Raw genomic sequence first — 14,059 nt, 5'->3', positions numbered from 1 at the left:
TAACTTTCTCCGCCTTAACGAACGTATGTTTCATATACTGTGAAGCCCTCTATGAGTAGTGATCGATATTTGTATAGAAAGAGTATTTTTTCCTCATAAAATATACTTGGTAGATATAGTAAGTTGATGTGTTCAAGCAATTTCTTAAATTGGTGAATAGTTCTTCCTTATGGAAAGATAATATAGACAAGACGCACCGTAGTTGTCGTAAGGTAGCTTACATCAACAAATTTACCATTAGTTACTACATCATAAGAAAGTGAGGCATCACAGGTATGAAAGCAACTGGTATTGTACGTCGAATCGACGATTTAGGACGCGTTGTTATCCCAAAGGAAATTAGAAGGACGTTGCGTATTCGCGAAGGTGACCCATTAGAAATCTTCGTAGACCGCGATGGAGAAGTTATTCTTAAGAAGTATTCTCCCATTTCTGAGCTTGGTGATTTTGCAAAAGAATACGCAGAAGCTCTATATGACAGTTTAGGTCACGTAGTCTTAATTGCCGACCGTGATACATATATTGCTGTATCAGGTGGCTCAAAGAAAGATTACTCTAACAAGAGTATTGGAGAAATTGTAGAAACAGTGCTAGAAGAAAGAAAATCGAAAGTTGAATCATCAGAAGGCGAATATAATATCGTCGGCGAGAATAAAGAAGATTTAAAAGGTTATGTTGTAGCGCCAATCATTGCAAATGGTGACCCTATTGGGGCTGTAGTTATGCTTAACAAAGAACAATCCATATCAGGTGAAGTCGAACAAAAGCTAGCAGAAACAGCCGCAGGCTTCCTAGCAAGACAAATGGAACACTAATACTATCATTACTGTTTATTGAGGAAGGGGAACTTAACCCCCTTCTTCTTTTTTATGATTAATTTATAACTCGTAATTCATAATTTATCATTGCCTTGTTATAATGCTACTAGTGTTTTGTTATTGGGGGATGGTCATGGAAACGGGGAATGAACATGTAAAGCGGATTTGGCAAGGAGCGATATTGCTTTCAATTGCAGCGATTATTACAAAGGTATTAAGTGCTGCTTATCGTATTCCATACCAAAATATTGCTGGAGATATTGGGTTTTATGTTTACCAACAGGTCTATCCCTTTTATGGGATTGCTCTAATTTTGTCTATTTATGGGTTCCCGGTTGTGATTTCAAAGATTTTGTCTGAACATGGGAAAGATAGAGAACAACAACGTATTGTCGTTGTTATTTCATTCTATGTATTGATGTTCGTATCGCTAGTATCCTTTGCATTAGTTTATTTTGGTGCAGGTGCGGTTGCACAATTTATGGGAGATAAACAATTAAAGTTTCCACTTCAGGTTACAGCTTTCTCTTTTCTTATGATTCCCTTTCTATCAGTCCTTAGAGGTTATCACCAGGGAAATGAAAATATGAAGCCTACTGCTGTATCTCAGGTAGGTGAACAGTTTGCACGAGTATTGCTAATTATCGTATTTGCTTATTACTTTATTTCTTATGGGCCATATGCTGCGGGTACAGGAGCTGCCTTAGGATCGGTACTTGGTGCTTTGATTGGGATCATGGTATTATTTGTATACTTTCTAAAATCAGAAAAGCTTTCGTATTTTCGTTTACATACCAATTGGAGATTAATTAGAGAAATAACTAGTCGGCTTTTCAAGGATAGTTTACTCATTTGCTTTAGTGCACTTGTATTTGTATTTTTTCAATTAATCGATGCCTTGACATTAATTCGAATCCTCCAAGACGGAGGTTGGACGGTAGAAGGAGCGAAAATAACAAAAGGTATTTTTGACCGTGGACAACCATTGCTTCAACTAGGAACAGTGATTGCTACAGCCTTTTCTTTAGCTCTTGTTCCTATGATATCGAAGGCAAAAGCAAAGAGGGATAATGATACTGTTAAGAAGCAATCAGAACTAGCTCTTCGCTTAACCTTTATTGTGAGTTTAAGTGCAGCTGTCGGTTTAGCAATTGTTATTGGTCCAACGAATGCGATGTTATTTACAGACCGCTCTGATTCTAATGTATTAGCGGTACTAGGCTTTACGATACTGTTTAGTTCAATCGTAATGACAACAGCAGCAATTTTACAAGGGTATGGTCATATGAAAGCCCCTGCTTTTCATGTTGTGATCGGTCTTATTGTAAAGCTCATCTGTAATCTTTTATTTGTTTCTCATTTAGGGACGATGGGTGCTGCTATTGGTACCGTCGCTGGATTTTTTATAATAGCCGTGTTAAATCTACGTTATTTACAGCGTATACATACTATTTTTACAGGATATAAAGCTATCTATATTAGGGTTGTACTCTCAGTACTAATTATGTCAGTCGTTACATACTTGTGGAAAAATGGAATGGAAACATTTGTGATTCCGATGGAAGCTACAAGGTTTCAGGAAACAGTTCTTGCTCTAAGTAGTGTGTCAGTCGGTGCCATTGTTTTTCTATTTTGTATCTTACGGTTTGAAATCTTTGCACCTGATGAAATGTCAGTTATTCCTAAAGGAGAAAAACTCAATTCGTTACAAAACATATTAAAGAAGGAGCGATAACTATGAACAAGATATCAATTTTTGGCCTTGGTGCAGGTGATTTGGAGCAAATGCCATTAGGAATTTATAAAAAAATTCTACAGGCAAAGCCTCTATATCTCCGTACAAAACATCACCCTGCTGTTACAGAACTTGAGAAGGAAGGGCTTAGATACAAATCGTTTGATGATGTGTACGAAGCAAATGAGCAATTTGGTGATGTGTATCGTACGATTGCCGATTCTCTATTTGAGGCTGCACAAGAAGGAGATGTATCCTATGCTGTGCCAGGTCATCCTCTTGTTGCTGAACAGACCGTTCAATTTTTACTGCAAGAAAGTGAAGAAAATCAAATTCAAGTTGAAGTTGAAGTTGTCGGTGGACAAAGCTTTTTAGACCCAATGTATACGGCATTAAAAATTGATCCAATCGACGGGTGTCAGGTTGTTGATGGAACAATGCTACGACGTGAAGCGCTACAAGTTCGTCAGCATATCATTATCTGTCAGGTATATGATGCATTTATTGCTTCTGAAGTGAAACTAACATTAATGCAGCTACTGCCTGACGATTATGAAGTCGTAGTTGCAACTGCTGTTGGATCTGCAGAAGAAAGCTTAGTGACAGTTCCATTGTACGAATTAGATAGAGTTGCAACGTTGAATAATTTAACAGCTGTCTATGTACCACCTGTTGAGGATGAAACTGTTCTATACCAAGACTTTTCTATGTTACGCTCCGTCATTGCGACACTTCGTGGACCAAATGGCTGTCCTTGGGATATTAAACAAACTCATAAGTCGTTAAAGCCATATTTAATTGAAGAGGCTTATGAAGTAATAGAAGCAATTGACGAAGAAGATGATGATCATTTAGCTGAAGAGCTAGGGGATGTATTACTGCAAGTCATGCTTCATGCTCAAATTGGCGAAGATGAAGGTTGGTTTACTATTGATGACGTTATTGAAACGTTAACTGAAAAAATGATTCGTAGGCACCCTCATGTATTTGGTACTGGACAAGCTGAAGATGCCGATGAAGTAGTGAAAAACTGGGAACAGATTAAACAAGAAGAAAGAGGGGAAGAAGCAAAATATGATTCAATCTTAGCTAATATCCCGACAAGTTTTCCAGCTCTAATGCGTGCCTTTAAATTACAAAAGAAGGCTGCCAAGGTTGGCTTTGATTGGGATGAAGCTGCACCAATGTGGATGAAGCTACAAGAAGAAATAAGTGAATTTTTTGCAGAAATAAAGAACAATGACAAGACAAAAATGACAAAAGAATTTGGCGATATTCTTTTCGTTCTTGTTAATCTTGCACGTTTCTACAATATACAACCGGAAGAAGCTTTACACGGAACAAATGAAAAATTCTATAATCGTTTTCAAATAATTGAGCAAGAACTTCAGAATAGAGGGCTTGAGTTTTCAGATGTAACGTTAGAAGAGTTAGATGAAATCTGGGAAAAATCAAAAAAAGACTATCGATAGGGTGATATTAATGAGATTAGATAAATTTTTAAAGGTATCTAGACTTATAAAGCGAAGAACATTAGCAAAGGAAGTTTCAGACCAAGGAAGGATTACAATTAACGGAGTAGTTGCAAAAGCAGGTACGAATGTAAAAGTAGGCGATGAACTTCAAGTACGCTTCGGAAATAAAATTGTAACAGTCACAGTTGACTTATTAAAAGAAACAACAAAGAAAGACGAAGCAAGCTCAATGTTCACAATCGTCAAAGAAGAACGCATTAATCAAGAACCGTTTTAAAGGGATAATTGTTAATTGCAAATGGCAAATTGCAAATTAGGTTTAAAAAATGGCTTACTTACTTTAGTAGCCATTGGCAATTCTTAATTCGCAATTCGCTCTTCCGCCAATTCATAACTCATAACTCATAACTCATAATTCATAATTGCCCTTAAAAAAGGCTTGTTCTATATTTTCTCGTTTCTCATATACATGTCCTAAAGGCATTGATTAGGAGGAGAGAAGTATGGATTATGAATTTGGTACACCGATGGGAAGAGAGAGACAAACAAAGGAACATGACATTACACTTAGAAACCGAAAGACACTTGATATTACTGGGGTTAAGCAAGTAGAGAGCTTTGATAATGAAGAGTTTTTATTAGAAACTGAGATGGGATTTTTATCAGTTCGGGGTCGTAATCTTCATATGAAGAACTTAAATGTTGAGCTAGGGAATGTATCAATTGAAGGGAAAGTATACGACTTAATTTATTTAGATGATAACCAAAATGAAAAGTCAAAAGGTCTATTCGGGAAGTTATTCAAGTGACGTTAACGGTACAACTAAATACGATGCTTTCAATGGTAGCCATGGGAATTTGGGTTGGTGCAGCCATCGATACCTATGGGCGCTTTGCAAAAGAAAGACGATCGTTCCATTGGATGACTGCATTAAATGATTTACTCTTTTGGATTGTTCAAGGGCTCCTTGTATTTTATGTTCTCTTAAATGTGAATCAAGGAGAAATGAGGTTCTATATACTGTTAGCACTTATTTGTGGGTTTGCTGCCTATCGTGCTCTCTTTCAACGTCATTATCAGATGTTGTTAGAGAGGGTGATAGCTGGAATTATCTCTTTATATCGGTTCATGCGTTCAGTTTTTATCGTTATGCTTTATAATCCGTTAAAATCCTTATTGAAACTCCTTTATACGTTATGTATGATGTTAGTAACGCTTCTATTGACAATTTTAGTTACTTTGTTCAAGATTTTCTATAAACCTCTCAGGTGGATTGGAATTTTTTTATACAAGCTATGTAGAATATATAAAGTAGTAGGAGCGATACGAAAAAATAAGTATGTCCAAAAGGGTAAAAAAATTATAGACTACTTGTTTAGAAGGAGTAATAGGGGTGATGAGTAATGGTCACAGAACGCAAACAGAAAGTAAGGGAACTAGATTCACCGTACATGAAGCAGCAAGAAATACACTCTAATGAAAAAAAACGTAAGCGGAAAGGGTTAGTTCGCCGTTTGACAGTACTGGGAGTTGCCTCATTCGTAATCGGAATATTTACCCTCATGACAATTCATACTCAAGCTAAAACTTTGGACGAGAAGCGAGAGCAAAGGTTGGCTCTGGAGCAAAATTTAAAACTGTTAGAAGATGAGCAACATGTATTACTTGAGGAAATAGAGAATTATAATAGTTTAGAATATATTGCTGAAGTGGCAAGAAGAGATTACTATCTTTCTAAGCCAGGAGAAACAATTTTTAAATTGCCACAAGCTCCAACGGATTGACACTTATTTTTCAATTCGGGTATAATGAAAAAAATTATATAATAATTACTTTTAGTTTTTCTAAGGAGGAGCAATTTTTTCATGTCAATCGAAGTAGGCAGCAAGTTGCAAGGTAAGGTAACTGGTATTACCAATTTCGGAGCTTTTGTTGAGCTGCCAGGTGGTACAACTGGTCTTGTTCATATTAGTGAAGTTGCGGACAACTATGTTAAGGACATTAATGAATTTTTAAAAGTAGGAGACGAAGTAGAAGTTAAAGTCGTCAATGTTGAAAAAGACGGCAAGATTGGACTTTCTATTCGTAAAGCGAAAGACCGTCCTGCTGAAGTAACGCGTGCCCCTCGCCCCCAAGGTAGTCGCCCCCCACAAGGAGGCCGCCCGCAAGGAGGACGTCCACAAGGTGGTGGAGGTCCAAGAGGAGGTAGCCGAGGTGGAGGTCGTCATAGCCAACCGGTGAAAGTGATGTCATTCGAAGATAAAATGAATCGCTTCTTAAAGGACAGTGAAGAGCGCTTAACAACATTAAAGCGTCAAACTGAAACTAAGCGTGGTGGTAGAGGCGCACGTCGAGGGTAAGACTTGCTGCTACTTGCAAATATAGAATGTGAAGAAAGACAAGCGAATTCGCTTGTCTTTCGTTTATTTTAATAAAATGATTATTGACACTATTGTCGTCCTATTGTATTCTAATAATTATCTTATGGCGGTGTAGCTCAGCTGGCTAGAGCGTACGGTTCATACCCGTGAGGTCGTGGGTTCGACTCCCTCCGCCGCTACCATACACATACTAACAAACCATATTCCAATAGGAGTATGGTTTTTTTGACCTATTTATTTGTACTTCCCATTATTCATTAATCCTTTTAATTCATAACTCATAAATCATAATTCATAATTAACACATATCCGATTCATCTGCTTATGATTCTTCATCTTTCTCTGCTAATCGTGAGTAAGGCTGGAAACTTCTGAGAGATTATACCGAAACTAGTCGAACACTTTTTTGTAATCGACTTCTTATTTTGACAAAAATTTAAAGCATACTCTGTTTATAATGAAACCACTAAAAAAATTCGGTGGGGTGTTAAAGGATGATTCGTAAAGTAACGAAAGATGTAATGGAACCTGTTCGTGATTGGTCTTATGTAGAGCGAATCAATTCGCTTGCTGGAAACGGTGTTGAACGAATCAAACAAGGGGCTAATCTTTTGTTCTTCCAGTGGGGGTTACTCATTTTTATTGTCGGGATTTTACTTGGACGAGCTATGATTCTTTCTGAAATTACGCCCTTTGTGTTGCCTTTTGTTGCAGCAGTTTATGTACTGAAAAGGGAAAAAGCAGGAATTGCAGCATTAGCTTTGTTTGCAGGAGCTCTTACAACCGTTTATGATACTGCTTGGTTTGTATTAGCAGCACTTCTTGTATATTTTATTTGTCAAAAGGTAGTGGAAGCCTTTAGTGATGATGTTGTCAAGCTCCTTCCATATACGGTCTTTACGGCAAGCGTACTTTCGAGAATTGTCCTTACATATGTGCTTGTTGGAGAGGTGAGTCAGTATGCCTGGATGATGGCTGGGGTAGAAGCTGGGTTAAGTTTTATCTTAACGATGATCTTCTTGCAAAGTGTACCGTTAATTACTGTGAAGAAAATACAACAACCGCTAAAAAATGAGGAAATTGTTTGTTTAATTATATTGCTAGCTTCTGTAATGACTGGAACAGTGGGCTGGATGATATATGATATGTCCGTTGAGCATATTATGGCTCGCTATCTTGTACTTATGTTTGCCTTTGTAGCAGGTGCTGCAATCGGTTCTACTGTTGGGGTGGTGACTGGGCTAATTTTAAGCTTAGCGAGTGTAGCAAGTCTCTATCAAATGAGCTTATTAGCCTTTGCAGGTCTTCTTGGTGGTTTATTAAAAGATGGACGAAAAATCGGTGTCAGTCTCGGTTTATTAATTGGAACGATGCTGATTGGACTTTATGGTGAAGGTGCAGACCATATTATGGTGACGGTTTCAGAGTCATTGGCAGCTATCGCTGTTTTTCTATTAACACCTAAGTCTTGGATTAGCAAACTATCAAGGTTTATTCCAGGAACAGTTGAGCATTCAAAAGAGCAACAGCAATATTTACGAAAAATACGTGATGTAACAGCAGGTCGAGTTGACCAATTTTCAAAACTATTTCAAACACTATCAAATAGTTTTTCAGCAACATCAATGAATATTGACCACGATGATAAGGAAAAAGAAATTGATTACTTCTTAAGTAATGTGACAGAAAAAACATGTCAAACATGCTTTAAAAAACAAAAGTGCTGGGTAACTGACTTTAGTACAACATATGAGTCAATGCAAACTCTTATGATAGAAACTGAAAAAAATGGTGAGGTAACTAGTAAAGTTCTAGTAAATGAATGGAAGAAGCATTGTGTAAAAGCAGAACGAGTCATACAAGTCATACAACAGGAGCTTGGACATTTTCAAGCAAATAAAAAATTAAAGAAGCAAGTACTTGAAAGCAGAAGGCTAGTAGCTGACCAGCTACTAGGAGTATCAAGAGTTATGGGTGATTTCGCCAAAGAGATACAAAAAGAAAAAGAATGCCACTATGTTCAGGAAGAACAAATGATCGAGGCCCTTCGAGGTGTTGGTTTAGAGGTAGGGCACTTAGATATTTATCGTTTAGAAGCAGGCAATATTGAAATTGAAATGAGTATTGCCGATGATGGTGGTCATGGTCAAGCAGAAAAAGTCATAGCTCCAATGTTATCAGATATTTTACAAGAAACGGTTATTGTCAAAAATGCAGAAAGCGGATTTTATCCTAATGGATATAGTCATGTAACATTTGGTTCAGCCAAACGCTTTGTCGTAGATACGGGAGTTGCAAACGTAGCCAAAGGAGGAGCGTGGGTTTCTGGTGATAGCTATTCTACAATTGAAGTAGGTTCGGGGAAATTCGCCATTGCCATTAGCGATGGGATGGGCAACGGTGAACGTGCACACTTAGAGAGCAATGAAACTCTTCAGTTATTACAAAAGGTACTTCAATCAGGGATTGAGGAAACGGTAGCGATTAAATCAGTTAACTCAGTTCTCTCTCTTCGAACAACAGATGAAATATTTTCGACATTAGATTTAGCAATGATTGACTTACAGGATGCTACAGCAAAGTTCTTAAAAATTGGTTCAATCCCAAGTTTTATCAAACGAGGGGATACGGTTTCCAAAGTAGAAGCAGGAAATTTACCGATGGGGATTATTCAAGAATTTGATGTAGATGTTGTTCATGAAGAACTAAAGCCAGGAGACCTATTAATCATGATGAGTGACGGTATATTTGAGGCACCAAAGCATATAGAGAACAAAGAAGTTTGGATTAAGCGTATCATTTCAGAGGTTACTACTGATGACCCACAAGAGGTGGCTGATGTAATCCTAGAAAGAGTAATACGTAATGGTAGTGGGCAAATAGACGATGACATGACGATTATCGTTTCAAAAGTAATGAGAAACACACCAAAGTGGGCGGCTATCCCAATGTATAAGCCAAGCCGTATTAAGAAAGCACAATAGAATTATTAGGATAAAATTGAACTGCACCTTAATTGTTAGAATAACAATTGGAGGTGCAGTTTTTTGTATACTAAAAATCTGATATATAGAAGATATGGAAGTGAATTCGAGGAAGGGAAATGACTTGCTCACAAAGATAACAACAAAAACACTTGTTGTTATCTTTAAAAATATGATAGTCAGTTCGCTCATTGTTTTAAGGAAAGTAGCTTTACGTTTTCTTAATGTATAAACTCTATCAAAATGGTGAAGGATGGTAACATTCATACATTTGGAGGGGATAATTATGGGTAAAGGAACGTTAAAGCAGATTCTATTACTAACTGATGGTTGTTCAAATCAAGGAGAAGACCCAGTTGCTCTTGCCGCTTTGGCGAAAGAACAAGGGATTACGGTTAATGTTATTGGTGTGGTTGAGGATAGTCAAAGTTCAATGAGTCAACGTGGAGTAGAAGAAGTAGAAGCAATTGCAATGGCAGGCGGTGGAGTCAGTCAAGTAGTCTATGCCAAACAATTAGCCCAAACAGTTCAAATGGTAACAAGAAAAGCAATGACACAAACACTTCAGGGTGTTGTTAATAAAGAGCTTCAACAAATTTTAGGGAAAAATCAAGAAATGGAAGACTTATCCCCTGATAAACGAGGAGAGGTAATGGAAGTAGTAGATGAGTTGGGAGAGACAATTAATCTAGAGGTTCTTATTCTAGTAGATACTAGTGCTAGTATGAAGAATAAGTTGCCGATGGTACAAGAGGCCTTAACGGATCTTTCAATAAGTTTAACATCCCGTATGGGTGACAACCGCTTCTCATTATACAGCTTCCCAGGTAAGAGAAAAGAAATAGACCGTTTACTAGATTGGACACCAAAGCTAAATTCATTAACGGGTATTTTCCATAAACTATCATCAGGAGGAATTACTCCAACGGGTCCAGCTTTACAGGCGGCGTTAAATCATTTTGCGAAAAATAGCTCGAGAAGGAGTTTGATTTCTCGTGATGAAGAATTACTCGAAGAATCTGGAATGTAACCTACCAATAGGAACACGTATTGTAGGTAAATGGCATACCAAATCATATAGAATAGTCAAAAAACTAGGCTCAGGAGCGACTGGAAACGTCTATTTAGCCGATTCTGCGCATGGTCAAGTGGCCTTAAAAATTGGCGTTGATAATATGTCAATCACATCTGAAGTCAATGTTCTTAAACACTTTTTAAAGGTCCAAGGTCAAGTTCTTGGACCTTCTTTGTTAGATGTAGACGATCTTGTAACAAATAGTGGTACAATACCCTTTTATGTGATGGAATATTTAAAAGGAATCGAATTAATTCCCTTTATCAGGAATAAGGGTGAAGAGTGGATTGGTATTTTAATGGTTCAGTTATTAGGAGACTTAGATCGTCTTCATCGTGCGGGCTGGGTTTTTGGAGATTTGAAGCCAGAAAATTTACTCGTTGTTGGACCTCCGTCTAGGACTCGTTGGCTTGATGTTGGTGGAACGACCTTATTAGGTCGCTCAATAAAGGAATATACGGAGTTTTATGACCGGGGATATTGGGGATTAGGTACAAGAAAGGCAGAGCCTAGCTATGATTTATTTGCAGTAGCCATGATTATGATTAATTGTAGCTACCCTTCCCGATTTGAAAAAAAAGGTGAGAAAGCAATTGTTCAACTAAAGCAAGCAGTAGAAGAAAAAGATGAGTTACGTCTTTATCAAAATGTTATTTTAAAAGCGTTAACTGGTAAATACGATGAAGCACAATCGATGAGACAAGAGTTAGTAGAAGCAATAAGTAATCGCTCAAGCTATAAACCAAGGCACACTCCTAAAACTAGAAAAGCCCATAAACAAAAAAAAGAAAAGAAAAAATCTTCGTATGCAGTAGAAATCTTTCTAATCACCTCTTTTATTCTATTGGCATTTGTCCTATACTTGTTTGGACAATTAATGTAATAAAGGGAAGTATTAGCTTTTATCTAGTAATGGCTTGACTAGCTTGGGAGGATTTTAAATGGGAAAAGCAGATCAAATGATGGATATATGCTTGCTAGCTGGAGAAATCATGTTGATGTACGGGGCAGAGACATATAGAGTAGAAGAAACTCTTGAACGGATGGCGAAAGCAGCAGGTATGAAAAACGTACATAGTTTTGTTACAACAACAGGTATATTTCTTTCATTTGAATGTGGAGATACTGATGTAATGCAAATGATACGTGTAGACGATCGCTTTCAAGACTTGAATAAAGTTTCTCTTGTGAATCAAGTATCACGTGAGTTTGTTATTGGCGATATCAATGCAGATGAGGCTTACGAGAAGCTTGACGATATTGCAAAATCACCTATGCACTACCCTGTTTGGCTTATGCATATTGCTTCTGGTTTTGCAGGGGCTGGTTTTTCCTATTTATTTGGCGGTAGTATTAGAGATACACTTCCTGCTTTTATTGCTGGATACATTGTCTCTGTTAGCATCTTTAAATTTCAAGAGTATTTAAAGGTGAAGTTCTTTGCTGAGTTTATGTCGGCCTTTATAGGTGGGGCGGTCGCCATTGGATTAGTCTACTTTGGGGTCGGAGCAAATTTAGACCAAATCATCATTGGAACTCTCATGCCCCTTGTTCCTGGAGTTCCATTAACAAATGCGGTTCGTGACCTAATGTCTGGTGATTTAGTAGCCGGTGTCAGTCGTGGAGCAGAGGCTGTTATTACCTCACTGTCGATTGCTACAGGTATTGCATTAGCAATCGGACTACTATTGTAAAAGCTTGAGGTGTTACAATGTTAATTGAATTAATTTTTTGTTATGTAGCAACTGTTGGTTTTGGAATCATCTTCAATGTTCCAACTCGAGCTGTTTTTATTGGAGGAGTAATTGGCTCAATCTCTTGGTTTATCATTCGAACGCTACCCGATTATGGGATATCAACAATTTTTGCTACAGCTGTTGCTGCTCTTACAAGTGCTGCAATTGCCCATTTTTTAGCAAAGAGATATAGAATCCCAGGAACGACTTTTAGCATTCCAGGAATTATCCCACTAGTACCCGGGAGCAAGGCATATTTTACGATGCTAGCCTTTGTAGAAGGAGATTATTTGCTTGGATTAGAGTTAGGGATTGAAACGATGCTTCAAGCAGGTGCTATTGCCGCAGGGCTTGTATTTGCTCTATCCTTGTTTTCATTTCGCAAGGGAGGAATAGGACAACGATATGAACCAAACCGTTAATCAATTTATTAGCAATCATCATTTATTATCAGACCATTCAACGGTTATTGTCGGTGTTTCTGGAGGTCCTGACTCTCTTGCACTGCTTCACTTTCTCTGGAATGAGAGAACGAAAAGAAAGCTCCGTATCATTGCAGCTCATATCGATCATATGTTTAGAGGAGAGACCTCTTATGCGGACTATCAATTTGTTGAACAGTTCTGCCTTGAGAGAAAAATTGAATTTGAAGGAATACAAGTTGATGTAAAAGCATATCAAAAAGAAAAACAACTTAGCAGTCAAATGGCCGCCAGAGAGTGTAGGTATCAATTCTTTTCTGATGTTATGATAAAGTATCAAGGAGACTACTTAGCCCTCGCTCATCATGGTGATGATCAAGTAGAAACGATGTTGATGAAGCAAGTAAGAGGTACGTATGGATTTGGATCAGCGGGTATTCCTGTAAGTCGTCCATTTGCTACTGGTGAAATCATTCGCCCTTTTTTAGAAATAACAAAAAAAGAAATTGAAGAATATTGTGAGCGGTTTTTACTAAATCCTAGAATTGACGAGACGAATAAAACTGATGCATACATAAGGAACCGTTTTCGAAATCATATTCTTCCTATACTTAAAGAGGAGAATCCCAAAGTCCATCTCCAATTTCAAAAAAAGAGCGAATGGATTACAGAAGATGAACATTTTTTAGAGGAGTTAACAGTTAAAGAGAAACAGAGAATAATTTTAAAAGAAGTGCCTGACCAAGTCTCTGTTTGTGTACAATCCTTTAACGATATTGCGATCCCTTTACAAAGAAGGGTGATTCATCTAATATTAAGATATCTTTACGGGAAAAATTCACCAATTGTTGTTACGTCAATACATATTGAAGCAGTATCCCAACTTCTTAAGGAGAAAAATGTTTCTGGACGAGTTGATCTCCCTAATGGATTACAAGTGAAGCGTTCCTATGGAAACTGTCTGTTTTCGCTTGTACCAGATGATGACATACAAGAATATGAAGAAATTCTTACGGTTCCTGGCATGGTTCATCTTAATTTGGGGAAAATTAGCGTTGAGGTCCTAGAACAATTACCGGAAAGAAATAGTAATGAGCTTTGTTTTGTCTGTGATATGGAGCAAATAGAACTTCCATTAACAATACGGACGAAGAAACCAGGTGATCGTATCAAACAAGTCGGTATGTCGGGTACGAAGAAAATCAACAGAATTTTTATTGATAAAAAGGTTGGTAAGATGGAGCGAGCGATGTGGCCAATTATTGTTGATAATTCTGGTAGAATACTTTGGGTACCACTACTAAGTCGCTCATCTACAGCAGTAGTAACTGAACAAACGAAAAAGTATTTAGTATTAAGGTTTGAGCCTAAAAGTACTAATTGCTAATAGCAACATGACTTCTCAGCCATATAAACAGGAGGGTAATTTAAA

The 14,059-nt window shown here is 37.5% G+C and carries 14 protein-coding genes and 1 tRNA gene; all 15 read left to right on the top strand.

The window, feature by feature from the left end:
* Positions 1 to 275: 275 nt before the first annotated feature.
* A complete protein-coding gene (gene spoVT, locus CD003_RS21140; protein WP_096203245.1) occupies positions 276 to 815 on the top strand; it encodes a stage V sporulation protein T in 540 nt (179 codons plus the stop codon).
* A gap of 136 nt (positions 816 to 951) precedes the next feature.
* Positions 952 to 2,553 carry a putative polysaccharide biosynthesis protein gene (locus CD003_RS21135; RefSeq protein ID WP_179295665.1) on the top strand — a complete coding sequence of 534 codons (1,602 nt, stop codon included), beginning with the start codon at positions 952 to 954 and terminating at the stop codon, positions 2,551 to 2,553.
* A 2-nt stretch (positions 2,554 to 2,555) separates the two neighbouring features.
* Positions 2,556 to 4,025, top strand: coding sequence for a nucleoside triphosphate pyrophosphohydrolase (gene mazG, locus CD003_RS21130; RefSeq protein ID WP_096203243.1), 1,470 nt, complete (start codon positions 2,556 to 2,558; stop codon positions 4,023 to 4,025).
* A 10-nt stretch (positions 4,026 to 4,035) separates the two neighbouring features.
* Positions 4,036 to 4,305 carry an RNA-binding S4 domain-containing protein gene (locus tag CD003_RS21125; protein ID WP_096203242.1) on the top strand — a complete coding sequence of 90 codons (270 nt, stop codon included), beginning with the start codon at positions 4,036 to 4,038 and terminating at the stop codon, positions 4,303 to 4,305.
* 226 nt (positions 4,306 to 4,531) lie between these two features.
* A complete protein-coding gene (yabP, locus tag CD003_RS21120) occupies positions 4,532 to 4,837 on the top strand; it encodes a sporulation protein YabP (RefSeq protein WP_096203241.1) in 306 nt (101 codons plus the stop codon).
* Positions 4,834 to 5,433 (top strand): spore cortex biosynthesis protein YabQ, encoded by a 600-nt coding sequence (gene yabQ, locus CD003_RS21115; protein WP_096203240.1) that lies wholly within the window; start codon positions 4,834 to 4,836, stop codon positions 5,431 to 5,433. Before yabP ends, yabQ begins: the two co-directional genes overlap by 4 nt.
* Positions 5,433 to 5,813 carry an FtsB family cell division protein gene (locus CD003_RS21110; RefSeq protein WP_096203239.1) on the top strand — a complete coding sequence of 127 codons (381 nt, stop codon included), beginning with the start codon at positions 5,433 to 5,435 and terminating at the stop codon, positions 5,811 to 5,813. Before yabQ ends, CD003_RS21110 begins: the two co-directional genes overlap by 1 nt.
* Before the next feature lie 81 nt (positions 5,814 to 5,894).
* Positions 5,895 to 6,389: a S1 domain-containing RNA-binding protein gene (locus CD003_RS21105; protein WP_096203238.1), complete on the top strand. Its 495-nt coding sequence runs from the start codon at positions 5,895 to 5,897 to the stop codon at positions 6,387 to 6,389.
* Positions 6,390 to 6,515: 126 nt separating this feature from the next.
* Positions 6,516 to 6,592: transfer RNA gene (locus CD003_RS21100), tRNA-Met, on the top strand.
* A gap of 312 nt (positions 6,593 to 6,904) precedes the next feature.
* Positions 6,905 to 9,394: a stage II sporulation protein E gene (spoIIE, locus tag CD003_RS21095; RefSeq protein WP_096203237.1), complete on the top strand. Its 2,490-nt coding sequence runs from the start codon at positions 6,905 to 6,907 to the stop codon at positions 9,392 to 9,394.
* Between the two features lie 286 nt (positions 9,395 to 9,680).
* Complete coding sequence (locus tag CD003_RS21090; RefSeq protein WP_096203236.1) at positions 9,681 to 10,424, top strand: VWA domain-containing protein; 744 nt, start codon at positions 9,681 to 9,683, stop codon at positions 10,422 to 10,424.
* Positions 10,393 to 11,352, top strand: coding sequence for a protein kinase domain-containing protein (locus CD003_RS21085; RefSeq protein WP_096203235.1), 960 nt, complete (start codon positions 10,393 to 10,395; stop codon positions 11,350 to 11,352). Before CD003_RS21090 ends, CD003_RS21085 begins: the two co-directional genes overlap by 32 nt.
* Before the next feature lie 58 nt (positions 11,353 to 11,410).
* Complete coding sequence (locus tag CD003_RS21080) at positions 11,411 to 12,163, top strand: threonine/serine exporter family protein (protein WP_096203234.1); 753 nt, start codon at positions 11,411 to 11,413, stop codon at positions 12,161 to 12,163.
* A gap of 17 nt (positions 12,164 to 12,180) precedes the next feature.
* Positions 12,181 to 12,627, top strand: coding sequence for a threonine/serine exporter family protein (locus CD003_RS21075; protein ID WP_096203233.1), 447 nt, complete (start codon positions 12,181 to 12,183; stop codon positions 12,625 to 12,627).
* On the top strand, positions 12,611 to 14,014 hold the full coding sequence (gene tilS / locus CD003_RS21070) for a tRNA lysidine(34) synthetase TilS (RefSeq protein ID WP_096203232.1): 1,404 nt from the start codon (positions 12,611 to 12,613) through the stop codon (positions 14,012 to 14,014). The genes CD003_RS21075 and tilS overlap by 17 nt, the downstream gene beginning before the upstream one ends.
* Positions 14,015 to 14,059 lie beyond the last annotated feature (45 nt).

Origin of the sequence: Bacillus sp. FJAT-45350 (genome assembly GCF_002335805.1) — a bacterium.
Lineage (GTDB): Bacteria > Bacillota > Bacilli > Bacillales > NISU01 > FJAT-45350.
This window is presented reverse-complemented; position numbering and strand designations above follow the sequence as displayed.

Excerpts from the sequence above, each read along its gene's own strand:
- CD003_RS21110 (WP_096203239.1), top strand. The coding sequence starts at position 5,433 with ATGGTCACAGAACGCAAACAGAAAGTAAGGGAACTAGATTCACCGTAC.
- tilS (WP_096203232.1), top strand. The coding sequence starts at position 12,611 with ATGAACCAAACCGTTAATCAATTTATTAGCAATCATCATTTATTATCA.
- CD003_RS21085 (WP_096203235.1), top strand. The coding sequence starts at position 10,393 with ATGAAGAATTACTCGAAGAATCTGGAATGTAACCTACCAATAGGAACA.
- CD003_RS21105 (WP_096203238.1), top strand. The coding sequence starts at position 5,895 with ATGTCAATCGAAGTAGGCAGCAAGTTGCAAGGTAAGGTAACTGGTATT.
- CD003_RS21075 (WP_096203233.1), top strand. The coding sequence starts at position 12,181 with ATGTTAATTGAATTAATTTTTTGTTATGTAGCAACTGTTGGTTTTGGA.
- CD003_RS21125 (WP_096203242.1), top strand. The coding sequence starts at position 4,036 with ATGAGATTAGATAAATTTTTAAAGGTATCTAGACTTATAAAGCGAAGA.
- yabP (WP_096203241.1), top strand. The coding sequence starts at position 4,532 with ATGGATTATGAATTTGGTACACCGATGGGAAGAGAGAGACAAACAAAG.
- CD003_RS21090 (WP_096203236.1), top strand. The coding sequence starts at position 9,681 with ATGGGTAAAGGAACGTTAAAGCAGATTCTATTACTAACTGATGGTTGT.
- spoIIE (WP_096203237.1), top strand. The coding sequence starts at position 6,905 with ATGATTCGTAAAGTAACGAAAGATGTAATGGAACCTGTTCGTGATTGG.
- CD003_RS21135 (WP_179295665.1), top strand. The coding sequence starts at position 952 with ATGGAAACGGGGAATGAACATGTAAAGCGGATTTGGCAAGGAGCGATA.
- CD003_RS21080 (WP_096203234.1), top strand. The coding sequence starts at position 11,411 with ATGGGAAAAGCAGATCAAATGATGGATATATGCTTGCTAGCTGGAGAA.
- mazG (WP_096203243.1), top strand. The coding sequence starts at position 2,556 with ATGAACAAGATATCAATTTTTGGCCTTGGTGCAGGTGATTTGGAGCAA.
- spoVT (WP_096203245.1), top strand. The coding sequence starts at position 276 with ATGAAAGCAACTGGTATTGTACGTCGAATCGACGATTTAGGACGCGTT.